This window comes from Frankia sp. CcMO1 (genome assembly GCF_977945845.1).
The window spans coordinates 1-21,802 of record NZ_CDWTMG010000059.1; the positions used below are offsets into that span (position 1 = coordinate 1).

Genomic DNA, 21,802 nt, shown 5'->3' on the forward strand with positions numbered 1-21,802 from the left:
CGGTGCACGGGTTGCAGGGTGCGGTCGGGTAAGGCGGACGCCCACGCGACGGCCAGCGCACCGCGGGCCAGCGGCCCGGCGGGCACTGCCAGCGGCGCGGTGCGCAGGGTGCCGTCAGCGTGCAGGTCGCGGGCATGGCCGACCGCGTAGCCGGCCGCGGGATGGGCGGCGAGCGCGTCGCTGAGGTCGGCGAGTGCGTCGGGTTCGAGCTCGTCGTCGGCGTCGAGGTTCTGGACCAGCGGCGCGGTGCACGCGCCGAGGGCGATGTTGCGGGCGACCCCGGGGCCTTCCTGGGTGCCGTGCGCGGCGATCCGGACCCGGCCATCGCCCGCCGCTCCGCAGGCGGTCAGCGCGCCGAGGACCTCGTCGGGCGACCCGTCGACCTGAACCCGCCACGTCCAGTGGGGATGGCTCTGCCGGTGCAGCGAATCCCACGCCGCGGGCAGGTAGCCCGCGTACTCGGCGTGTACCGCGGTGACCACATCGACCCGCATGTTCGCAGTATGTACCGATCCGCCCCGCAGCCGTGTGGTACATATCCGGAGAAGATCTGACGGAGGGGGCACATGGACGTCGCATCGATCAATGCGCGGCTTGGTCAGGCAGCCTCAGCCGACTCCCGCGAGTTGGACCGGGTCTGCGGGGACGTCGCCGCCGAGCTGATCGACGCGAACATCGAACCCCCCTTCCGGATCCCATCGGCGGACTTCGTCACCGACCCCTGGCTGATCTGCGCCGACCGGTACTGGCGCCGCAGGTTCCTGCGCGAGCCCACCGTCGAGGTCGCGGCCCGCTGCGCCCGCTGGCTGCACGACCACACCGACGGCCCGACCCGCCCGGGCATCATCGAGAAGTGGTCGCTGGGCTACGCCTTCATCACCAAGGACACCGTCGAGTCCCGCCATGACCTCACCCTCGCCACCGGCCGGATCGTCGAGGCGTTCCAGGGCTCCACCGACATCTGCTACTTCGCCGCGCTGTACCACGCCGGCAAGCTACGCGCGAACTTCTGGTTCGACGAACTCCACCAGTTCCTCGAATCCTCCCTGCTGGCCGTCGCCGCCGGCCACCACCGCGACGACCCGCTGTTCACCGGCCTCCATGCGTTCGCAGCGTTCGGCAGCCGCACCATCACCACCAGCCACGCGCTCGAACTCCTCGACACGGCCTGGAGCGCCGTCCCCCGGTCCCGTGCCGTCGTCGACGTCTGCCTCAACGCCCTGGGAGCCGCCCCACCGTTCCCCGGCCAGGGCGAACAGCTACGCCAGCGCGCCACCGACGCCGTCGCGGAGTTCCCCGACGATCATCTTTTCCGGTTCCGCCTCGCGTGCGGTCAACGCAGGTGCGGCGACTACACCGAGGCGCTGGCCACCATCGACACCGCGCTGCGCCTGCTACCCGCGATCGGCACCCGGATCAGCCACCAAGGGGACGTAATGAAGTAACAAATACGTGATCGAGAGCATCATCGCAGCTCACAGGCCTGTGGAGGGTTCGAAACGCGCAAGTTATTTCATTTCGACTCCCAACTCCTCCAGGAGTAGTACCTACGCGAACGCGACATCATCCAGAAAGGGCTGGAGCTCGCGGAATGGACCACCAGCCAGCAGACCCGCTGGCGCGACCAGGACACCGCCAACCGCGACCTCCGCTGGACCCTTCAGACCTCCGCCATCCGCGCCGTCGAACTCGTCACCGTCTTCACCGCCGCCATCGCCTTCGCCGTCGGCTCACTCCAGATCACCCTCACCGGGATCCTTACCTTCCGCGACCGGGCCATCCTGCTCACCATCCTCGGCGCGGGACTCCTGCTCTTCGCGTCCCTCATCATCGCCGGCACCTGGATCATCACCGGCCGACACCAGCCCGACCCTGGCGCCCCACCGGACAGGACCAGCAGGCCCTGAGCCTCACGCGCGCCGTCGCGCCCCTCTCCACCTCCCCAGGTCCCGGAACTGGTTCCCAGGTCCCGGAACTGGCGAAGCACCTCGACGCCCGGGCCGAGGGGCCCGCTCCCGATGATCGGCTTGACCACGGGCCAGATCGACAGTCGACCGTGCTTCCAGGTCCGAAGCCAAGCCATCCGGGCTCGGCCCTGCCGGGCATGACGCGGCGACGCGGCGACGCGGTCAGGTACGGGCAGTCGGGTCCTGATAGCATTGGATATCGCCTGCAGGTTCAGCCCTTGGAGGTGCGGTCGATGTCCGACGTGCTCATTCGTGACGTACCCGATGACGTGCTGGCCGCCGTCGAGGCTCATGCCGCCAGGCTCGGCCTGTCTCGCAACGAGTACCTTCGCCGGCAACTCGCCCAGGACGCGGCGCGCTCGATAGCCCCGGTGACCCTGGACGACTTGCGCTGGTTCAGCGCCGCGTTTCGTGATCTCAGCGACCCCGAGGTCATGCGGCAGGCCTGGACGTGACCACCACGGCCGAGACGCAGCGTTGGCTTGTCGACAAGTCCGCCCTCGTCCGGCTGAGCGAGAGTCCCGATGCCGACCTGTGGCTGTCCCGTATCCAGCGAGGTCTGGTCCGTATCACGACGGTCACGATTCTGGAGGTCGGCTTTTCCGCGAGATCCGTCAATGATCTTCGTGTCAGGTTACGCCGGCCGCCGGTCTCGGCGATGCCCGTCGAGAACGTGACGCCCCGGATCGAGTCCAGGGCCGTGGAGGTTCAAGGGCTGCTCGCCGGCCTCGGGCACCATCGCGCGCCGTCCGTCCCCGATCTGATCATTGCTGCGACGGCCGAGCTGGCCGGGCTTGTGGTGCTGCATGTCGACAAGGACTTCGAGTTGATCGCCACGGTCACCGGGCAGCCCACCGAGCGACTCCGCCTGTCGTAGCGGCCAGGAGGAGCCCGCCCACCCACGGGTAGCCGCCGCCGAACTTCGGCGTCACTTCGGCACAGCCGACCGGAGTTCACCGGCGCGAGCCGGACGGCCCCAGGGGGACATCGAGGCTGAAACGCCTGGTAGGCAAGCGCTTCAGGCTGCTGATCGAAGTGTGCCCCCAACGGGAACCAACACAGAATAGTGCAGGTGTCAAGGGCCATTGAGAACGGCCCGGTGACGCCGTGCCGGCCGTATCCCCACGGCATCGGAACGGATGCGCGTGCGAACGGGACTCCCGGCCGGCAGTGAGGTCGATTACCGACATCCCGGAGTCCTTCCACTGCCGCATCCCACAAGGTGCCACCAGGTAGCACCTTGTGGCACCGCTTGGATATCATACGTGTATGAGTGCACAGCCTGAGATCACCCAGCGTGACCTGCGCAGCAGGTCCAAGGAGATCATGGACGCGGTCCAGAGCGGCCAGGCGTTCACGGTCACTCGTGACGGACACCAGATCGGCGAACTGGTCCCCTTGCGGCGCCGCAGGCGGTTTGTGTCCCGCAGCGAGTTCGCGGCGATGTCCCGCAGCGCCCCCGGCATCTCCCTGGACGCCTTCCGCGCCGACCAGGACGCCACGGCAGAGCAGGAAGCGGACGACCCGTATGGCCGGTGACCACGCGCAGGGGCTGCTCGACACGAACATCATGATCCTGCGCAGATGGGTGGATCCCGAGGAGCTGCCCGCCGAAATGGCGATCACCGCCGTCACGCTGGCGGAGCTGTCCGCGGGCCCGCACGAGGTGCGCCGGAACGAGGAGCAGAACGAGTACGACGAGCACGCCGAACGGGCCCGGCGGCTGGATGTGCTGCAGCGCGCGGAGAACGAGTTCGACGCGATCCCGTTCGACGCGGAAGCCGCCCGTATCTATGGCCGGGTCTGCGCTGCCGTGATCAGCGCCGGCCGCAAGCCCCGACGGCGCGTGGCCGACCTGATGATCGCCGCTATCGCGATCGCCGAGGACCTACCGCTGTACACCACCAACCCCGACGACTTCACAGGGCTGGACGATCTCCTCACCGTCGTCCCCGTCACCCGCTCCAAGACCCCCGGCGACCGGTAAGCGCTCAGGACTGTCGTCGGGTGGGCCCGGACAGGCCACATCCGGGTGGATCTCACCGGCCGGCTGGCCGTTGCCCCTTCGGCGGTGGGCGCTGGTAGTCGCTGGGCAGTTTGATGTGAAGGGTGACGCGGTCACTGTCCGAATGGAGACGCACGGTGAGCTGGGTGATCTCGAACAGTCGCCACTGAAGTTCCTCCGGGGCCTGGCCCAGATGACACACCTGCATCCGGCCGCTGGCTCAACGGGGATCATCGCCGAGGTCTCCCCCGTGCAACCAAGGCGGCGAGGGCCTTGCACCGCGGTACATCAGGAATGAATGTCACATAATCTGACATTACGGACGGCATGATTGATAACTTGAAGAAGCAGTCGATCAATTTGTTGTCATCGCTGCCGCTCGGAGGCACCTCGGCTTGTTACACAAAATAACCTATTAACTACTATCCGTGCCCCCAACGGGATTCGAACCCGTGCTACCGCCTTGAAAGGGCGACGTCCTGGGCCGCTAGACGATGGGGGCGCGGCGACGACCCTCAGCGAGGCTGCGCATCCGCCCAGCCGCGACGTCGATCGTCTGAAACACCGCAAGCATAGGGGATGGCCCGGTCGGACGACAAACCCTTCCCGGGCCATCCCGACCGCTCGGCATCCCCGTGGGAACGCTCCCCTGGCCGGCCAGCCGACCACCCGGCTGCCCGACGACTGCCCGGCCACCCGGCTGCCGCGTCACCGACCCTTCTCCAGGCGTGAACGGCCCGGCGGCGCCTCCTGCCCCGCGGGGCGGCCGGCCGCGGGCGCGATGGCGCGGCGCGGGTCGACCCATCGGTAGCGGGAACGGAAGAAGGCTCGGACCGGCCGCCCCCCGATCGCGATCGAGTGCTCGATCCGCGCCGGCCCGGCGGGATCGCCGCGACCATGGACCTCGGCGAGATCGAAACTCAGCGTGACCTCGTCGGCCCGGTCCCCGGGAGCGTTCGGATCATAGACACGGAGTGTGATCGACGTTCCGGCCTGGACATAGGCGTAAGCGAGCACCTGATGGTTCAGGCCGAGCAGCCGCGGATCGGAGGACCGCACCGTGATGATCCCGATCGGGGACAGCAACCCCTCGTCCAGATCGAGCCGGATCCGTGGCCACTCGTCCGCCAGGCTCGTCCGCGCGGCCCCCGGCCGGACCCGGATCCCCCGGTTGGCGTCGGCGTCGGCACCCTGCATGAGCCGGTAGTAGCGGGCCACCCCCCGCGGGATGTCGAAGCTCTCCAGCAGGCGGCGGACGAGGTACGCGTACAGCGGGGACCCGACGGCCGGCGCCACGACGTCAGGCGGCGGCCCGATTCCGGCCTCGAACAGATCACGCACAGCGTAGATCATCCCGCCGCACAGGCCCCGGCTGGCGTCGCCGAGGCCCAGCCGCCGAGTCGACCATGGCGCCGAAACGGCCAGCAACGGTTGCGGAGCGAAGCTGTTCGTGAACCGGAAGGCGCTGGTACTGGGCCGGAAACCGGGCACAGCCGACTTCCGCCCCCAGCCCTGGTCATCGGCGCCGCCCGACGTCACGGTGCCGGGCGGGTTACGGCGCCAGGCGGCGGTCCGACGATGATCAACCTCCGGGCAGCTCGGATCTCTGTCCAGCGATCTCTGTCCAGCCTCTCGGCTGTCCAGTGCCTCGGCTGTCCGTCCAGTGCCTCGGCCCAGCGCGACGAGACCGGCGGACAGCCGTAACAGCCGTCCGCCGGTTCCCCAGCAGGTCCACCCAGCGCCCTCCCGGTGCGGAGGTGGTCCTTGACGCGGGACGTCGGCGGGACAGGACCCCGACGCATGGGCTCACCCACATGCCGGACGACCCGACGCCTGGATCTATCTACCCCTCCATCAGCGGCCCGATGGTGATACCGCAGCCTCCGGCTGTCGTCCGATACGGGACGATCAACCGCTCTCGAGACCTTCGGCCCTATTCCGTGGGACTCACGACCGACACCCTCGCACTGTCAGCCGTGCGGCCCGCACCCGAGGACCCGTACCCGAGGAGAGGAGGGGGCTCGTGCAACGCGCCAGGTTGGCGCGAACCTAGATGTCACTTCCGATGCTCGGAACTCCCTTCAGCAGGGCACGCACCTCCGCCTCTCGGTACCGGCGGTGACCGCCCAGGGTCCGAATCGACGTCAGCTTTCCGGCCTTCGCCCACCGGGTCACGGTCTTCGGGTCCACCCGAAACATCGTGGCAACCTCGGCGGGCGTCAGCAGCGGCTCAGCGTCTGGCGTTCGTGTCGTCATTGCGTTGGCCTCCCGTCACAGAGCGTCGCTCCGTCCCATACAGATCGTGCATCCTTCGGGGGCATTTCGGACATGGCACGTCAGGACCATCTACTGACTAGTCACAGCTCGTCCGAAGCGGGCGGCAACTCTCAGTTAACAGAATGCGCCGATCAGCTCGCGGATTCCCGTGCCTGCAGGGGCCTCCACCTCATCAGGACTCGTTCGTAGGCTTCGACCGCTAGGTCTGTTCGCCCACGGCGTAACGCACTGACAGCCTCGACGATGTCCTCTACAGAGTTGTCGCGCCGAAGCATGTCATCGTCCAGCAGGTCAACTAGCCCGTCGTAGTCCAGTTCGACCCTGCTCTGTGGATGGAAGGACCCCAGCCAACGGGCCAGCTCGCCGACGCCCTCGACTCCCGGGGCGTCCGGAGAGCTCGCCCGCAGCGCCTCCACCGCCTCCACCGCCCGGCCCGCCCGCCGTCTGGCGAGGCTCATCGTGGTGCGGTAGATCATGGACCGCTCGGCGGTGTCCCCCGTGACCAGGGACCGTTCGGCCGGGTCGAAGAGCAGGAACCACGGCGGTGGCACCATCCAGGTACAGGTCTGCACGTGGACCTTGAGCGCGGGGCGGCGGGCCTTCCACCGGTCCAGCTCGACCTCGGCCGGCTCGATGATCCGCCGTGGCAGGAACGCCTCCGCGACGCGGTCGGGCATCAGGCCGCGGAACTCGAGCGCCGCCTGCCACACCCGCAGCTGGGTCGACCACGGACAGACGAACATCAGACCGTCGATCCACTGGACGAAGGCCGACTCGTCGGCGACGTCAAGGGTGGGACGGACGGTCGCGACCAGCGCCAGGACCCGCTCCCGGCGGGAACCGGCCCGGCGCGACGGCGGCCCCGCGGCGGCGTAACGCTGCCAGCGGCCACGTTCGGCCGCGGGAAAGGCAGCGAGCGGTTCGTACACCCGCAGATACGCCGCGGGGGAGACGACGGGCACCTCAGGACCCACGTACCGCGCGCGATCCGACCGACGACACCCACGCGGATGCCCTGGATCCTGGCACGTCCGCACACAAGCCGTCCGGCCTACCAGCGCCGTAGGGTTCGCCAGGACACGATCTGCGGGCCCTGGGCGCGGCGCGGGTGGTTCGGCCCGCGGCGCGGGATCAGGGCGGTGGGGGCCGCGTGCCCCACGGAGGCCCCGAGGAGAGAGGTGCGCCATGTCGTCCCTGTTCAGCGCCGTTTGTGACCATGAGCAGGTGCTGTTGTGCTCGGACCGTCCCTCGGGTCTTCACGCGATCATCGCCGTCTACTCGACGGCGCTGGGGCCGTCGCTGGGCGGTACTCGCTTCCACCCCTACGCCGACGAGGAGGTCGCGTTGGCGGACGCCCTCGCCCTGTCCCGGGCGATGGCCTACAAGGCCGCCTGCGCCGGGCTGGACCTCGGCGGCGGGAAGGCCGTCATCATCGGTGATCCGGCCGTCGCGAAGTCGGAGCCGCTGCTGCGCGCCTTCGGCCGCCATGTCGCCTCACTGGGCGGCCGGTACATCACCGCTTGCGACGTCGGTACCTACGTGGCGGACATGGACATCATCACCCGGGAAACCCGGTGGGTGACCGGACGGTCACCGGCGCACGGCGGTTCGGGCGACTCCGGCGTGCTGACCGCCTACGGAGTCTTCGAGGGCATGCGCGCCGCCGCCCGGCACCGGTGGGGAACGCCGAGCCTGGCGGGGCGCCGCGTCGCGGTCTCGGGAGTCGGCAAGGTCGGGCGGCGGCTCGTCGGGCATCTCCTCGACAGCGGCGCCTCGGTGGTCGCGGGCGACGTGGACCCGGTGGCCCTGGCCCGGCTGCGGGTGGAGTTTCCGGCGGCCGAGACCGTGCCGGACCCGGACGACCTGCTCGACCTCGACGTCGACGTGTACGCCCCCTGCGCGCTGGGCGGATCGCTGAGCGTGCAGACCGTCCGCCGGCTGCGAGCCGGCGTTGTCTGCGGCGGCGCCAACAACCAGCTCGCGCAGCCCGAGGCCGGGCGGCAGCTCGCCGACGCCGGAGTCCTGTACGCCCCCGACTTCGTGGTCAACGCCGGCGGCCTGATCCAGGTCGCGGACGAGATCGAGGGCTACTCGCCGGAGCGGGCCCGGGCCAGGGCCGCGCAGATCTTCGACACCACCTCGGAGGTGTTCCGCCTCGCCGAAGCTGAGGGGGTGACCCCGACCGAGGCCGCGGAGCGGCTCGCCGAACGCCGCATGACCGACGTGGGACGCCTGCGGGGGATCCTGCTGCCCTGATGCCGACCGGGGTGGGGCGAAGCACACCGTGGGGGCGAGGCACACCCCCGCCACCAGGAACGATCACCCGCCCGGCGGAGGCCTGAACGTCAACGGGGACAGGTGACGATGATCACATCTAGGCCCCGTCAAACGGGCCGCCGACGGCGGGGACGAGCAGATATCCCCGATCGAACCCACCGGACAAGCGGGTTCATACACCGTTTCCGATCGCGGGCACCTTGTCCGGGGACAGGCAACTGTCGGGTTGGCGTGCCGAGAAGCCTCCGGTCCCTGTAGTCTCGGGAAGCACGAGACAGTGAGAGCACCGGGGCGGGTCCCCGTCGTCATGTTCGAGGGGGTCGAGCCATGGGGCGCGGCCGAGCTAAGGCCAAGCAGACGAAAGTCGCCCGCGAGCTCAAGTACAACTCGCCCACTATGGATCTCGACCGATTGAAGGCGGATCTGGGCGCGGGCTCGACGCGCGAGAACAACAACGACGACTCGTACGTAGATGACGACTACGGATACGACGCCTACGCAGACGACGAGGACGATCGACGTTCCTCCCGCTGACAGCGTCGCTTCGGTAGTCGCTCACCGCGGCAGGCTCACCGCGGTGGTCGTCGCCGATGGTGGTCGTCCGGGCTCAGACCCGGGCTCCCACCGCCATAACGTGCTGCCGTGATCCTGGCTGCGCTGCATGCTTCTTCGCCAGTTCACTCCTGATCAGCCCAGGCTGCCCGGACAGGTTGCCCAACCTGCCCGGGGGGTTGCCCTGCCCAGGGGGTTGCCCTGCCCGGACGTGCTGCCCCCGGAGGGGCCGCCTCAGCGTGGATGCCGGCCGACGAGCCGGGCTCTGGCCGCGCCGGCTGGCTCCGGAGCGCCCGCCGCGCCGACCTCCCCTGCCACCCAGGCCGGCACGTCCCGCGCGGCGAGCAGCGCGAGAGCGTCGGCGACCGCGGTGGCCGGCAGGACCGCTACCATGCCGACTCCCTGGTTGAAGGTGGCTTCCATGTCCGCCTGGGTCACCCCGCCGCGCTCGGCGAGCAGACCGAAGATCGGGGGCACTGACCACGACGCCCGGTCCACCGTGGCCAGCAGGCCCGGCGGGATGACCCGAGCGAGGTTCGCCGCGAGACCGCCGCCGGTGATGTGGGCGAAGGCGTGCACCTCGACAGCCGCGGCCAGCGCCAGGCAGTCCCGGGCATAGATGCGGGTCGGAACCAGCAGGGACGCGCCCAGCGTGCCCCCCAGGGACGGGACGTATGACTCCAGATCCTCCCGCGCGGTCTCGGGAATCCCACCTGGCTGGCCAGAATCGACGGGACCGAACAAGATATGCCGTACGAGCGAGAAGCCGTTGGAGTGGATGCCGGATGATGCCATCGCGACCACCACGTCCCCGGGCCGGACTCGCTCCGGCCCGAGCACGTCGTCGGCCTCCACGACCCCGACCCCCGTCGCGGCCAGGTCGTAGTCGTCGCTACCCATGAGCCCGGGGTGCTCGGCGGTCTCCCCGCCGACCAGCGCCGCCCCCGCCTGCTCGCAGCCGGTTGCGATGCCGGAGACGATCTCGGCCACGCGCGCGGGGACCAGGGAGCCGCACGCGATGTAGTCGAGCAGGAACAGCGGCTCCGCGCCGCACACCACGAGGTCGTCGACGACCATGGCGACCAGATCAATACCCACGGTGCCGTGCGTGTCCAGGGCCCGGGCAACGGCAATCTTGGTACCCACACCATCGGTCGACGAGGCGAGCAGCGGCCGGCGGTACCGCGCCGTGTCCAGCGCGAACAGGCCGGCGAATCCGCCGAGCGAACCGACGACCTCGGGCCGGGTGGCGCGCGCAACGTGACCACGCATCAGCTCGACGGCACGCTCGCCCGCGGCCACGTCGACCCCGGCCGCCCGGTACGAGTTCAATCCACCGCTCATGCGGGCCTCACCCCGGCCGGCTGGGGCTCGGGCTCAAGCTCGGGCTCGGCGTCGTGGTTGTCCGGGGAGGGATCGGCACCGTTCATGCCCAGCGTCACGCCGCGTCGCAGCGCCTCGGTGATCATGTCATCGGTGGTCTCCGCGCCGCCCGTCGCCTCCAGCCGATGCTTGCCGAGCTTGTCAGAATCGTTCAGCGGAACCGGGTACACGCCGTCGAAGCAGGCCCGGCAGAGCGTGCCGGCCGGTTGGCGGGAGGCCTCGATGAGGCCCTCCAACGAGACGTAGGCCAGCGAGTCGGCCCCGAGAGAGGTTCTGATCTCCTCGATGCCGGCCTCACTGGCGATCAGCTCGGCGCGGGTCGCGAAGTCGATGCCGTAGAAGCAGGGCCACCGTACCGGCGGCGAGGAGATCCGGATGTGGACCTCGGCCGCGCCGGCCTCCCGCAGCATGCGCACCAGCGCGCGCTGCGTGTTGCCGCGGACGATCGAGTCGTCCACCACGACGAGGCGACGCCCCTCGATCACGTCCCGCAGGGGGTTCAGCTTGAGCCGGATCCCGCGCTGCCGGATCGTCTGCGAGGGCTGGATGAAGGTGCGCCCGACATAGGAGTTCTTGACCAGGCCCTCGCCGAACGGGATGCCCGACTCCTCCGCGTAGCCGACCGCGGCGGGTACCCCGGACTGCGGCACGGGGATGACCAGGTCGGCCTCCACCGGCGCCTCGCGGGCCAACTGCCGGCCGACGTCGACCCGGGTGGCGTGCACGGAGCGTCCGGCGATCGACGTGTCCGGGCGGGCGAGATAGACGTACTCGAACAGGCAGCCGTGCGGATCGGGCCGGGCGAACGTGCGAGAACGCATCCCCTCGGCGTCGATAACGACCAGCTCACCGGGAACGATCTCCCGCACGAGAGTGGCGCCGACGATGTCGAGGGCAGCCGTCTCGCTGGCGACGATCCACGCGCCGTCGGGATGGCCGTCGAGCCGGCCGAGCACGAGCGGGTGGATCCCGTGCGCGTCCCGGGCGGCATACAGCGTCGAGGCGTCCGAGAAGACCAGCGAGAAGGCCCCGGTCAGGCGGGGCAGCACGTCCATCGCCGCGTCGACGAGGGTCGGGCCGGGATGGTCGGCGAGCATGGCGGTGATGAGGTCCGAGTCGGTGGTCGCCCGCAGGCGGTCCCGCTCCGCGCCGAGCGTCCGCGCAAGCTCGACGATGTTGGTGAGGTTGCCGTTGTGCCCGAGCGCGATGGGGCCGCCGAAGCGGGCGGTGCGGTACGACGGCTGGGCATTCTCCCAGGTAGAAGAGCCCGTCGTCGAGTACCGGGTGTGGCCGACCGCCACATGGCCGCTCAGGCTGGACAGGGTGACCTCGTCGAAGACCTGAGCGACGAGCCCCAGTTCCTTGAAGACCACCACAGTCCGGCCGTCCCCGACCGCGATGCCGGCGGCCTCCTGACCGCGGTGCTGCAGCGCGTACAGGCCGTAGTAGGCCAGGTTCGCCACGTCCTCGCCGGGCGCCCACACCCCGAACACACCACAGGCGTCACGCGGCCCCGGCTCGTCGGAGAGGTCGGATTCCCATCCGGGGATGGCGCCGAAGCGGGGTGCGACGTCTGGCACCAGGACTCCTCGACAGGTCAGGGATACCGAAGAATGCGGACGATCTCGCGCGGGACCATGCGGGACTGAGGTGCCGGGCTCGTCCGCCGACGTGCCGAGACGCGCCGACCACTCCGACCACTCCGACCACCGCCTCGCCCCGGCAGCTACCTCCCACCACGCTAGCAGTGAGGACGCGCATCGGCCGTTGTGCGCGCATGCCCCGGACGGACCAGATCGTCCCTGGTAGATCATCCGGCCCAGCCAACCCGCACCTACAGGAGGGGCAGGTAGGAACTGAGGTCGGCGCGCTCGCCGCTGGCCGCGACCCGGCCGTCGGCCACCGCCTCGGCCCACGGCAGGCGGCCCGCGCACAGCAGGACGAAGGCGACAGGTTCGGCCTCGACGACGTTCGGCGGTGTGCCCCGGGTATGGCGTGGACCCTCGACGATCTGCACGGCCGTGAACGGCGGCACCCGCAGTTCCACCGAGCGTCCGGGTGCCCGCTCGGCGAACATCTCCGCGAACACCTTCGTCGCCGCCTTGAGCGCCCCCCGGGCCGGCGTGACGCCTAGCTCGAGGCCGTGCACCACCGCCTCGACCGCTCGGGTGCGCAGGAACTCCGCCAGTCGCATCGGGCCGCCCGGCGTCGGGACCACCGCTTCCTGAGTCGCCGCGGCCATGGCGGCCACCGCGGCCGACACCTCGCCGGCCAGCCGGCCTCTGATCTCGGCCGGCCCACGGTTTGCCGCCAGCGAGCGGGCGGTGTCCGCGACGGCCTCCGCCCGGGTTCCGGCGCCCGTCAGGTAGCCGCTCGCGGTGACGAGATCCCTCGCCGTGACGAGATCCGTCGTGCGCCGGGACGCCGGGACCGCGGGGGCCAGGGCCTCGGTGAGCGCGGTCGCGGAGCGGGAGACGTGCAGGACGGGGTCGCCGACCATCCAGCCGGGCAGCGGACTCGGCGCCCCGAGAGTCCCGTCGGGCAGGACACTCACCGCATCGACGATCCGCTGCCACTGGTCCGCCAACGTCGCGGCCAGCTCGGTACCGGTCGCCAGGGGATCCTGGCGGCGTCCGCGGGGTGGCATCCCTCCATCCTGCCCGGTACCACCAGGTACCACCCAGTACAAACCGGTACGCGGTCGTATCCGGCCGTCCGCGCGCGCCGGTGTGCCGGACCCGACCCCCCGCCCTGCCGGGCGGGAAGACGAGTATGGACGGGTGCCAGTGACGATCCCGCGCGCTCCCGCCGACGAGTACGGAACCGCCGCGATCCGGCAGCGGGTTCTTGACGCCTGGGCCGCCTCCCCGGCCCGCTTCCGGGAAGACGCCAATGCCGAGGAGGACGCGGCTCTCGGCGCCTACCGCGACCGCCTCGTCGTCGAACTTGTGCAGAACGCGGTCGACGCCGCGCGTGAGGCCGGCGTCCCGGCCCGGGTGTACCTGCGGCTGCGCACCTCCGCCTCGGAGTCGGATGCACCGGACGTTCTAGCTGCCCCGGATGCTCCTGATGTTTCGAAGACCGGCGCCGGTCCCGGCGGCCTGTTAGAGATCGCCAACACGGGGGCACCGCTGAGCCCGGCGGGGGTGGAGGCGCTGTCGACCCTGCGTGCCTCGGCGAAACGGGACACCACGTCGGTAGGGCGGTTCGGCGCCGGATTCGCCGCGGTACTCGCGGTGAGCGACGATCCCTCGATCGTCTCCCGGTCCCGCCCGGGCGCGGGGGCGTCCGGAGTCACCTGGTCGAAGAGCAGGGTGATCGAGGCCGTGACGGCCGCGGGGGTGGGCGGCGGCGCCGGCACCACGGCGCCGGCGCCGGCGCCGGGCCTGCCCGAAGAACTGGCCCGGCGCGACGGGGCGGTACCCATCCTCCGGCTACCGTTCGATCTTCCCGCGCCGCCTGCACCGCCGGACGGGTACGACACCGTGGTCCGCCTCCCGCTGCGGGACGTCGCGGCGGCCACGGCGGCCCGGGATCTGCTGGCCGGGCTCGATCCGACCCTGCCGCTCGTCCTCGGCGGTCCCAGCGAGATCGTGGTCGACGTCAACGGGACCGTTCGAACGATCACCTGTCGATGGATCCGCGGGGGCGGCTCATCCCAGCCCGCGTCGAGCGCGACGTCGACGCGTGTGGAGATCGCCGAGCTCGACGGCGATCTCGACGGCGAGCGATGGCGCGGCATCGCCCGTAGCGGCATGATCCCGGCCAGCCTGCTGGCCGACCGCCCGGTAGAGGAGCGCGGCCGGAACCGCTTCACCGCCCGGGTCATGGTCCGCGACGGCGGATGGCCCGAGGGCGTCGCCCGGGTCGTGCGGGCACCTCAGCCGACGGACGAACCGATCTCGCTGCCGATCCTGGCGAGCGTCGAGCTGCCACTGGATCCCTCGCGTCGACACACGGTATCGGGTCCGTTACGGGACTGGCTCACCGATCAGCTGAGCGCAGCCACCGTGGCGCTGGCCGAATACCTGGGCGCCGGCAGGGATCCAGACGCCGGCAGAGATCCAGACGAGACGCCTGGCGACCCGCTGGCCGCGCTGGCCCTCGTGCCGACGGGGCTGCCGGTGGGCGAGGTCGACGGCAGGCTACGGGACGCGCTGACCCGACTTCTCCCGGACGCGGCGCTACTGCCCGGCGGTCTGCGTGGCCGGGACTGTTCCGTCTGCGATCTCGGCCCCGCGACCGATGTGGTCACCGAGCTGCTGCGCTCCTCCTGGACCGGGGCCGACCTGGCCGAGGCCTGGACCGGGACCGACCCGGCCGAGATCGCCGGCACGGACGGGGCGGGTCCGGATGGTGACGACACCGTCGCGGCGAAGGTCGCTGGGAAGGTTCCCGGCCTGCTCCCGGCGGCCTATGCTGCCCGCCGGTGGCGTACCGCACTCTCCACCCTGGGCGTTCGACGGGTGGACAGCGCCGCCCTGGTCGAGCTGCTCTCCGGGGTGTCCCGCCCGCCACACTGGTGGGGACGTCTCTATCCGCTCCTGGTCGGGGCGCCGGACCGGGACGCGCTCGGCGCGCTTCCAGTACCGGTCGCGGAGGTTCCCGCGCCCTGGGAGGGCACCGAGCCGAGCGGCGCAGCCGGGTCCAGCGCCTTGCGGACGCGGATGGTCACCGGTCCGCGTGGGACCCTGCTGCCCACCGCCGACCTCGACATCGTCGCGCTGGCCCGATCGGGGCTGCCGCTGCGGGTCGTACATCCCGACGCCTGCGCCCAGGACGCGGCGCGGGATGCCCTGCGCACCCTCGGCGCGCTTGAGGGCACTCCGGCGGGTGTCCTACGGGATGCGGCGGTACGCGAGGCGGTCCTGGACGCCGATCCGGAGGACGATCCCGATGATCTCACCGCCCTGGCGAACGCGGTGCTGGCGCTGGCCCGGGACGCGAGCGAGGAGTCCACGGCCGACCTGAGCTGGCTCGACGAGCTGCTGCTGCCGGACGGCGACGGTGGCTTCACCCCGGCCGGCGAGCTGCTGATCCAGGGAGGCCCCCTGGATCGGGTGCTCGCCGAGGACGCACCCTTCGGCACCCTGAGCGCCGAGGTCGCGCGGGCCTGGCCCGCCGAGGTGCTGGCGAAGGTCGGTGTGCTGCATACCTTCGGGGTGTTGCACGCCCACGACCTGCCGTTGGATCCCGACGAGCAGATCCTGCTCGACCTCGACGACAGCGACACCTGGGTTGACGACGTCACGGCGGACGACCACGGTGCGCCGGGCGGCTCGGCGAACCTGCGTCGGCCGCCTCCCGACGGGCCACCGGCACCCGCCATGATCGGGGTGTTCGCGGCGGTACGCGACCTCGAACTCGTCGACCGGGCCGCCTGGCCCGAGGCGCTCGCCGAGCTCGCCCGACCACCGTTGCGGGACGTCGTGTTCGCCCCCGAGCCGTCCTATACGCGCTGGTGGCTGGCGCGACACGCGGTGCTGCCCGTCGGTGGCGACGGCCGGGCGCCCCACTCCGCGGAACACCCGGCGCACCGGGACGGCAGGGTTCTGCCTCCGGGCGAGCTCGTCCTACCCGACGCGGACCCCCTGCTCACCGGGCTGTTCGCGCCGGCGGCACCGCTCCCGGGGGTCGACGACGAGTTCCTGCGCCACCTCGGCTGCCGGCTGACGCTGGAGGACGTCCTCGGCGACCTGGGCGCGGTGATGGACCTGCTCGACCGGCTGGGCGACGCCGACCGGGACGTACCGTGGCCCGCGGCTCGCACGCTGTACATCGCCGCGGTCGACGCGGTGGCCCGGGTCCTGACGGCGCCGGACGGTTCCGCCCACGACGGGCGGTTCGACCCGCCACTGACCGTCCGCACCCCGGACGGCGTCCGGGCCTGCGCCGACGTCGTGGTGGTGGACGCACCGGACATGCTGGGGCTGCTCGGCGCGGACCGCTTCGGGCTGCGTCTCCCGCTGGACCGGGCGGCCGAGGTGGCCCACGTCCTCGGCGTGCGCCTCGCCGCCGAGGCGGGCACCTGCGAGATCGTCTCGGCGGGCCCCGGCGAGGCCCGGCAGGCACCGGACGGCACACCGTACCGGGTTCACGACCCGCTGCTGGTCGAGGATCTCGCCGGCCGGCCGACCCGGGTGCCCTGGCGGGTACTCGGCGGGATCGGCGGCGAGATCTACGTGGATGCCGAGGCCGGCTCGGACGCGCTCGCGCGGGCCCTGGCCTGGCGCGGCGGGCAGTGGGACCGGCGGCATGCGCTGGCCGCGGCGCTGCGCGACCCTGACGGTACCGCCTTCCGAGCCGCGGAGGACGACCTCGACGAGACCTGAGCCGCGCCGGTGGGTTCCGGTCGCTGGACTATCGATCCGTGTGGTCGGGGGTTCCCCGCGCCCGCAGCCGGTTGCGGCGGCGGATCACGATCCACAGGCCGGCGAGCCCGAGGACGAAGCCGCAGATCGCCGTCGCGAACCACCAGAGCCGGCCGTCGTCCCGCAGATCGTCGAGGAAGAACGCCAGGACCAGCGCGGCGATGGCCCACAGCACGGTTCCCACCGCGACGGAGGCGACCCCGTCGTAGGGCAACGGTTCGGGCGTGGGCGGGCGGGTTGTCGCGGCGGCGGGCTCGCCGCCCCCCGGGACGGGCGGGACCTCGGGGGCGTGCGCACCGCCCGTGGAATCGCTGCTTGCTGACACGCTCATCCCGGTCGACGCTACCCTCTTGGCTCGCGGGCCAAGGTGCTGGTCAGGAGTCGTCCACCGGTTCGACGAGCCACTCGTCGAACCGGCGTCTCGTCACGTCGCTCAGCAGGGCGATGTCGGAGCGGAACCCGTCCCGCAGCCGGGCCCCGATCGCCGGATCCAGCCGGGGGGCCGGGAAAGCCAGCACGGACGGGAGCGCCGGCACGGACGTCCCGGGTAGTCCGGGTCGGCCTCGGCGCTCGACCCCCAGCTTGACCCCCAAGAAACCGTGGGCTCGTCGGATGACGGCGGCGGGATCCCCGATCAGATCGCGGTGCGCCGTCAGGAGTACCTGCTCGCGGGGGAACAGCGTGAACAGCCGCTGCAGCTGCGTACCGTACCTGCCCAGAGCCAGGTAGCGCCACGGCCAGGGCCAGCCCGCGGCCGTCCGGGCGGCCTCGGCGGCCACGGCACGTCCGAAATCGTCGAGGTCCTCAAGACCGGCCAGCCGCATCCGGACCCAGTTCGCGTAGGCCCGCTCCACCGGATCGCGAAGAACGACGATGAGCTTCGCGTAGGGAAGCAGTTCGTGAATATGCCGCAACGCCGTAAAGTCGGCGAGATAATACGGGGTGCTCTCGCCGCGCACCGCGCCCGCCGGAGCCGCGTCGAACAGCGCCTCGTAGTCGGATCGCCGACGGACAAGTGATCGCTCGCCCGGCCCGGCGCAAGCCACACAGCCCGGAAGGCCGGCACTCCTGCCGGCCTCGTCCCAAGCGGAACAGACGACGCCGGCCCGGCCGGCCGTGGTGACATCGAGCCCGCTTTCCGGGATGCGCCCGGCCAGGAAGTACCCCGGTTGCGGGATCTCGGACATGAAGACGGATCGATGGCGGCCGAGTTCCTCGTGCAAGACCTCCGTACCCGCGTCGGGAGCACCGATCACGAAGAAATCAGGCAGAGCCACGGCATCTCCTGTTCCCGACGTCCCCGGCCGCGGTTCCTGGAACAGTCCCGTGAGTATATTCACGATTTTCCATCGGGAAGATTGACATCCCGGGACCTCCACGGCCTGCGCCATGCACCACAGATCCAACCGAAAGACCAAGAAGTGAGATAAGTCATACTTTTCAATGCTTGGCAACCGCCGAAGCAGTGTGCTTCCGTTGCTCTTGTGTTGAAGCGGCTGATCCTGGTCACCCGGGGCCACATTGATCTGCTCCGCGTTGCCTCGGCCGCCTGTCCGGCGGCCTGACGGGCAGGCGTCTGTCTCCCGCACGGCGCTTCACGAAGCGTCAGCCGATCCGGACGCTTTACTAGGACACACCACCGCCTGTCGACCGACGTTGCCTCGTCTCGCGTGAACCGGCGAGTATCGCCAGGAAAGCCCCACCGGGCAGCGTCATCGCTGGTAGCTGCATATGCCGACCTCCCCCGAACAGCATCGGCCCCGCCCTCCCCCGCCGCCGACGGTGAGAGGCACCGCCACCATCTTCGCGCCACCGCGCCGCGTACCCGGCGGACCCACCGTCCAGAACACCCACCGTCCAGAACGCTGACACGTCGACGGCATCTCGCCGCCCGCCCGATCTTCGGTGACCGAGAGAAACCTGACCGAAAGGCCAGCAATGCCCCCACAGACGACCGTCCTCCCGTACCGGACGCCCCGCACCGCGCCCGCCCGTGCGGCGTCCGTCCCGGCGGCGTCCCTTCCACGACCGTCCCTGCCGAGACCATCCCTGCCCGCGACGGCGCCCGCACACACGCCCGGCGCCGGCCTCCGGACCGGCCAGTGGGAGATCGCGGCGCCGCCCCGGCGCGGGGTGTGGGTCGACCGCACCGCCTGGCTCGCCACCGTTGACGGCCGGGCCCTGCAGCTGACCTACCTGGAGTTCGAGGTACTGGACTTCTTCGTCCGCCATCCCGGGCAGGCGTACAGCCGGGAGGCACTGCTCTGCTCGGTCTGGGGCCATCAGGTCGACGACGAGTCGGCTCCCGATATCCGCACGGTGGATGTCCTGGTGACGCGGCTGCGACGCAAGCTCGGCCCGGAGCACCGGGATCGCATCGAGACCATCCGCCGCGTGGGCTACCGCTACCGCCCGGCGGATCCCTCGACCGACGGTTGACCGCCGACGAGGTCCCAGACCGTCTCCGCCCGGTAGGTGGGGGATGATCCGGACTCGCCGCCGCCCGAGCTGCTCATCAGGATGAGACGCTCGACGCTCCAGGGCAGCGGTGGGACATCGGCACGCAACAGCTCGACGAGCGGTTGCAGTGCCCGCCCGCGCCCGTTCGGCACCCGGGCGAGCGTCAGATGTGCGCGCAGCGGACGGGTGTCCCGGCCGGCCGCCCCGGCACGCTCGGCGGCCCGCCGGACCCCCACTGCCAGCGCCGTCAGGCGTGGGCTGGCTCGCGAGCCTGCCACGTCACCGGCGGCTGCGGCTGCGGCTGCGGCAATGCAGTCGACGGATGCGTCCGCGGTCACCGGCGGTGGCTGCCGCACCGCGGTCCACAGCACCCGGTCGCCGAACCGTCCGCCACCGACCGTCTCGACGGCGAACGGGCCGTGCCGGCGTGCCACCCGCGCCAGTCTCGCGTCGAACTCGGCGCGCCGGTCGTCCGGCACTGGCCCGAGGAAGGCGAACGTGACGTGCCACTGGTCCGGCGTGGTCCAGCGCAGATCCGCCGCCGCGGCGCGCGTCCTGTGCACGGCCGCGAGCAGCGCCTCGGCGACCTCGGGGGGTGGGACGGCCGCCACGAACAGTCTGGTCGCCAGCTCAACCTCCCTGGAACGACAACCTCCCTGGAACGACAACCTCCCTGGAACGACAACCTCCCTGGAATGACAGGCTCCCTCTCCCTGGGACGACAGTCTCCCTGGGACGAGACGAACAGTGCGACACGGACCTGCTCCGGGCTCGGATGGCGAGCGCTCGGCCTCCGGTCGATTCTCGGCGACAATCGGGCTGACCGGCGACCCTCGCCACCAGACGGGGAGCACTATCAATGCTGTGACGACGCTCCCCGATCTGGTGCCGCCGCGCGATCCCGCCCTTTCTCAGGCATGGCGGGAGCTGCGGCGCGTCGTGCGCCGGCGGCAGCCGGACCTGCCCCTCGCGATGGCCCTGGTCACCGATGGCTCGGACAGCACCACCGCCGAGGTGCTGCGCGATGCCGGGGTCGACGTCGTCGGTCTCCTCGCCCCGGAACCGCTGGAGTCCCTGGCCTGGGCCGCCGAGGCAGGTGTCCGACGGGCGTACGCAGATCTGCTCACCCTGCTCTCGGACGACATCGAGGCGGTCTGCGTGGAGATGCCGCCGCCCGCGTCCGACATCGTCGCCCGGCAAGCGGCCGAGATCGGCCTGCACGTGCTCCTGGCCGGGCCGGCGACCGTCGAGGCCGAGGCCCTGCGCGCGGTCGCCGACCTCGCCGAGGAGGGTGATCTCGCCCACGTGGTCGCGCTCGACGGGCGGGCCTGGCCTGCCGCCACCCACGTCGCGGCGACCGTTCCCTCCCTGGGCCGGCTCACCCAGATGACCGTGGTGGGCGCGCCGAACGGGCCCGCCGGGCGGGTCGAGATCATCGATCTGGCGACGCGCTGGTGCGGCGAGATCCTCGCGGTCTGCGCCGATCCGGCCGCGATGCCCGCCCCGGCGCTCACCCCGGACGCACCGGTGACGCTGGCCCTGCTGGCGGCGAGCGGCGCGACGGTTCTGATCAACGAGCAGATGGGCGGGGACCTCGGCACCGCCACCCTCACGGTGTGCGGCGACTCCGGACGCATCGTCGTCCAGGGCCGTCTGGTCCGCCGCCAGGACGGCAGCGGCATCCGGGATCTGATGATGCCGACCGTGCCGACCTCCCGGCCGGGGCTGGTGGAGGCCACCTACGACGTGGTGCGCGCCACCGAACTCGACGACGCCCGGCTGGTCCGCGGCGCCACCTTCCACGACCTGCTCACTGCGAACCATCTGATGGCCGCCGCGCAGACCTCCCATCAGCGGGGCGGTTGGGTGGAGCTCTGAATGGCGCTTGGAACGATGCTCGGATCGGCGGGCGGCCTACGAGCCGGCAAGCGCGTCCAGGATCGGTGCGGCGCGGTTCAGCGCGGCGATCTCCTCGAGTGAGAGCTCGGCCAGCCGATCGGTCAGCCATTCGTCCCGGCGCCGACGGTCGTCCTCGAGCAGGGCTCGACCCGCCTCGGTCACCTCAGCGATCACTTGACGGCCGTCGGTGGGGTGCGGCCGGCGCTCGACGAGCCCGGTGACGGCCAGATGCGCGATCACCCGGGTCATCGACGGCGGCTGGACGCGCTCGTGGACGGCGATCTCCCCGAGCGTCATGGGGCCATGCCGCTTCAGCGTAGCAAGCGCGGAAGTCTGCGTGGGGGTGAGCCGGCTCGACCGTTCCTGGCGCATGCGCCGAGAAAGCCGCATCACCGACAGGCGCAGCGCGGACGCGAGTTCGGCCTCACGTGCCGTCTCGGTCTCCATCTCACGACGGTACTCGTTAGCGACACTCAGAAACGAATGACATTCTGGCGAACCGCCGAAAACAGCAGGAGGCGGGTCGGCTACCCCCCAGCGGCAGCCGACCCACCACCACAGGAGGCCTCTCGCGATCTCCGGCCCCCGAAGGCTCGGCCCCCGAAGGTAAA

23 protein-coding genes and 1 tRNA gene are annotated in these 21,802 nt (G+C 71.1%); 11 read left to right on the plus strand and 13 right to left on the minus strand.

Annotated features, from left to right (window positions below):
- On the minus strand, nucleotides 1-494 hold a 494-nt coding region (locus AC08OU_RS10010; RefSeq protein WP_476604744.1), incomplete at its 3' end, for a glycosyltransferase family 2 protein.
- 72 nt (nucleotides 495-566) lie between these two features.
- On the opposite strand from AC08OU_RS10010, the gene AC08OU_RS10015 reads away from it, so the two are divergent.
- Nucleotides 567-1,445 carry a hypothetical protein gene (locus tag AC08OU_RS10015; RefSeq protein ID WP_476599341.1) on the plus strand — a complete coding sequence of 293 codons (879 nt, stop codon included), beginning with the start codon at nucleotides 567-569 and terminating at the stop codon, nucleotides 1,443-1,445.
- Nucleotides 1,446-1,660: 215 nt separating this feature from the next.
- On the opposite strand, the gene AC08OU_RS10020 is transcribed toward AC08OU_RS10015, so the two are convergent.
- Nucleotides 1,661-2,035 carry a hypothetical protein gene (locus tag AC08OU_RS10020; protein WP_476604745.1) on the minus strand — a complete coding sequence of 125 codons (375 nt, stop codon included), beginning with the start codon at nucleotides 2,033-2,035 and terminating at the stop codon, nucleotides 1,661-1,663.
- 165 nt (nucleotides 2,036-2,200) lie between these two features.
- Between AC08OU_RS10020 and vapB the strand changes: the two genes are divergently transcribed.
- The 4 genes from vapB to AC08OU_RS10040 all read left to right on the plus strand — a co-directional run bounded on the left by vapB (nucleotide 2,201) and on the right by AC08OU_RS10040 (nucleotide 3,954).
- Nucleotides 2,201-2,422 (plus strand): type II toxin-antitoxin system VapB family antitoxin, encoded by a 222-nt coding sequence (vapB, locus tag AC08OU_RS10025; protein ID WP_462186980.1) that lies wholly within the window; start codon nucleotides 2,201-2,203, stop codon nucleotides 2,420-2,422.
- Nucleotides 2,419-2,844, plus strand: coding sequence for a PIN domain-containing protein (locus AC08OU_RS10030; protein WP_476599345.1), 426 nt, complete (start codon nucleotides 2,419-2,421; stop codon nucleotides 2,842-2,844). The genes vapB and AC08OU_RS10030 overlap by 4 nt, the downstream gene beginning before the upstream one ends.
- Before the next feature lie 392 nt (nucleotides 2,845-3,236).
- On the plus strand, nucleotides 3,237-3,506 hold the full coding sequence (locus AC08OU_RS10035; protein ID WP_476592458.1) for a type II toxin-antitoxin system Phd/YefM family antitoxin: 270 nt from the start codon (nucleotides 3,237-3,239) through the stop codon (nucleotides 3,504-3,506).
- Nucleotides 3,496-3,954, plus strand: a complete 459-nt coding sequence (locus tag AC08OU_RS10040) for a type II toxin-antitoxin system VapC family toxin (protein WP_462186983.1) — start codon at nucleotides 3,496-3,498, stop codon at nucleotides 3,952-3,954. Before AC08OU_RS10035 ends, AC08OU_RS10040 begins: the two co-directional genes overlap by 11 nt.
- Nucleotides 3,955-4,401: 447 nt before the next feature.
- Here the strand turns inward: AC08OU_RS10040 and AC08OU_RS10045 are convergent.
- The 4 genes from AC08OU_RS10045 to AC08OU_RS10060 all read right to left on the minus strand — a co-directional run bounded on the left by AC08OU_RS10045 (nucleotide 4,402) and on the right by AC08OU_RS10060 (nucleotide 7,211).
- Nucleotides 4,402-4,474, minus strand: a tRNA-Glu gene (locus tag AC08OU_RS10045).
- A gap of 206 nt (nucleotides 4,475-4,680) precedes the next feature.
- Nucleotides 4,681-5,463 (minus strand): hypothetical protein, encoded by a 783-nt coding sequence (locus AC08OU_RS10050; protein ID WP_476599346.1) that lies wholly within the window; start codon nucleotides 5,461-5,463, stop codon nucleotides 4,681-4,683.
- A 558-nt stretch (nucleotides 5,464-6,021) separates the two neighbouring features.
- A complete protein-coding gene (bldC, locus tag AC08OU_RS10055; RefSeq protein ID WP_006540950.1) occupies nucleotides 6,022-6,228 on the minus strand; it encodes a developmental transcriptional regulator BldC in 207 nt (68 codons plus the stop codon).
- Between the two features lie 152 nt (nucleotides 6,229-6,380).
- Nucleotides 6,381-7,211 (minus strand): DUF8083 family protein, encoded by an 831-nt coding sequence (locus AC08OU_RS10060; protein ID WP_462186996.1) that lies wholly within the window; start codon nucleotides 7,209-7,211, stop codon nucleotides 6,381-6,383.
- Nucleotides 7,212-7,434: 223 nt separating this feature from the next.
- On the opposite strand from AC08OU_RS10060, the gene AC08OU_RS10065 reads away from it, so the two are divergent.
- Together AC08OU_RS10065 and AC08OU_RS10070 are read left to right on the plus strand one after the other, a co-directional pair.
- Complete coding sequence (locus AC08OU_RS10065; RefSeq protein ID WP_476599347.1) at nucleotides 7,435-8,505, plus strand: Leu/Phe/Val dehydrogenase; 1,071 nt, start codon at nucleotides 7,435-7,437, stop codon at nucleotides 8,503-8,505.
- Nucleotides 8,506-8,853: 348 nt separating this feature from the next.
- Nucleotides 8,854-9,060: a DUF3073 domain-containing protein gene (locus AC08OU_RS10070; protein ID WP_011434572.1), complete on the plus strand. Its 207-nt coding sequence runs from the start codon at nucleotides 8,854-8,856 to the stop codon at nucleotides 9,058-9,060.
- A 252-nt stretch (nucleotides 9,061-9,312) separates the two neighbouring features.
- On the opposite strand, the gene purM is transcribed toward AC08OU_RS10070, so the two are convergent.
- The 3 genes from purM to AC08OU_RS10085 form a co-directional block, all read right to left on the minus strand.
- Nucleotides 9,313-10,422: a phosphoribosylformylglycinamidine cyclo-ligase gene (gene purM, locus AC08OU_RS10075; protein WP_462203108.1), complete on the minus strand. Its 1,110-nt coding sequence runs from the start codon at nucleotides 10,420-10,422 to the stop codon at nucleotides 9,313-9,315.
- Nucleotides 10,419-12,041 (minus strand): amidophosphoribosyltransferase, encoded by a 1,623-nt coding sequence (gene purF / locus AC08OU_RS10080; RefSeq protein ID WP_476599348.1) that lies wholly within the window; start codon nucleotides 12,039-12,041, stop codon nucleotides 10,419-10,421. Before purF ends, purM begins: the two co-directional genes overlap by 4 nt.
- Before the next feature lie 254 nt (nucleotides 12,042-12,295).
- Nucleotides 12,296-13,108 carry a sterol carrier family protein gene (locus AC08OU_RS10085; RefSeq protein ID WP_476599350.1) on the minus strand — a complete coding sequence of 271 codons (813 nt, stop codon included), beginning with the start codon at nucleotides 13,106-13,108 and terminating at the stop codon, nucleotides 12,296-12,298.
- 133 nt (nucleotides 13,109-13,241) lie between these two features.
- Here AC08OU_RS10085 and AC08OU_RS10090 point away from each other — a divergent pair, with 133 nt between their 5' ends.
- The gene (locus AC08OU_RS10090; protein ID WP_476599351.1) at nucleotides 13,242-16,793 is read left to right on the plus strand and encodes a sacsin N-terminal ATP-binding-like domain-containing protein; all 3,552 of its coding nucleotides are present in this window, start codon (nucleotides 13,242-13,244) and stop codon (nucleotides 16,791-16,793) included.
- Nucleotides 16,794-16,821: 28 nt separating this feature from the next.
- Here the strand turns inward: AC08OU_RS10090 and AC08OU_RS10095 are convergent, their stop codons facing one another.
- Both AC08OU_RS10095 and AC08OU_RS10100 read right to left on the minus strand, forming a co-directional pair.
- Entirely contained in the window at nucleotides 16,822-17,163 is a 342-nt protein-coding gene (locus tag AC08OU_RS10095; RefSeq protein ID WP_462186991.1) for a DUF2530 domain-containing protein, read from the minus strand.
- 43 nt (nucleotides 17,164-17,206) lie between these two features.
- A complete protein-coding gene (locus AC08OU_RS10100) occupies nucleotides 17,207-18,109 on the minus strand; it encodes a sulfotransferase (protein WP_476599353.1) in 903 nt (300 codons plus the stop codon).
- Between the two features lie 207 nt (nucleotides 18,110-18,316).
- Here AC08OU_RS10100 and AC08OU_RS10105 point away from each other — a divergent pair, with 207 nt between their 5' ends.
- Nucleotides 18,317-18,397: a putative leader peptide gene (locus AC08OU_RS10105; protein WP_347272474.1), complete on the plus strand. Its 81-nt coding sequence runs from the start codon at nucleotides 18,317-18,319 to the stop codon at nucleotides 18,395-18,397.
- 373 nt (nucleotides 18,398-18,770) lie between these two features.
- Complete coding sequence (locus tag AC08OU_RS10110) at nucleotides 18,771-19,271, plus strand: winged helix-turn-helix domain-containing protein (RefSeq protein ID WP_476592308.1); 501 nt, start codon at nucleotides 18,771-18,773, stop codon at nucleotides 19,269-19,271.
- Here the strand turns inward: AC08OU_RS10110 and AC08OU_RS10115 are convergent.
- Nucleotides 19,238-19,903 (minus strand): 2'-5' RNA ligase family protein, encoded by a 666-nt coding sequence (locus AC08OU_RS10115; RefSeq protein ID WP_476599355.1) that lies wholly within the window; start codon nucleotides 19,901-19,903, stop codon nucleotides 19,238-19,240. The genes AC08OU_RS10110 and AC08OU_RS10115 overlap by 34 nt on opposite strands.
- A gap of 253 nt (nucleotides 19,904-20,156) precedes the next feature.
- Here AC08OU_RS10115 and AC08OU_RS10120 point away from each other — a divergent pair, with 253 nt between their 5' ends.
- Complete coding sequence (locus AC08OU_RS10120; protein WP_476599357.1) at nucleotides 20,157-21,170, plus strand: Gfo/Idh/MocA family oxidoreductase; 1,014 nt, start codon at nucleotides 20,157-20,159, stop codon at nucleotides 21,168-21,170.
- Nucleotides 21,171-21,206: 36 nt separating this feature from the next.
- On the opposite strand, the gene AC08OU_RS10125 is transcribed toward AC08OU_RS10120, so the two are convergent.
- The gene (locus AC08OU_RS10125) at nucleotides 21,207-21,638 is read right to left on the minus strand and encodes a MarR family transcriptional regulator (protein ID WP_476599359.1); all 432 of its coding nucleotides are present in this window, start codon (nucleotides 21,636-21,638) and stop codon (nucleotides 21,207-21,209) included.
- Nucleotides 21,639-21,802 lie beyond the last annotated feature (164 nt).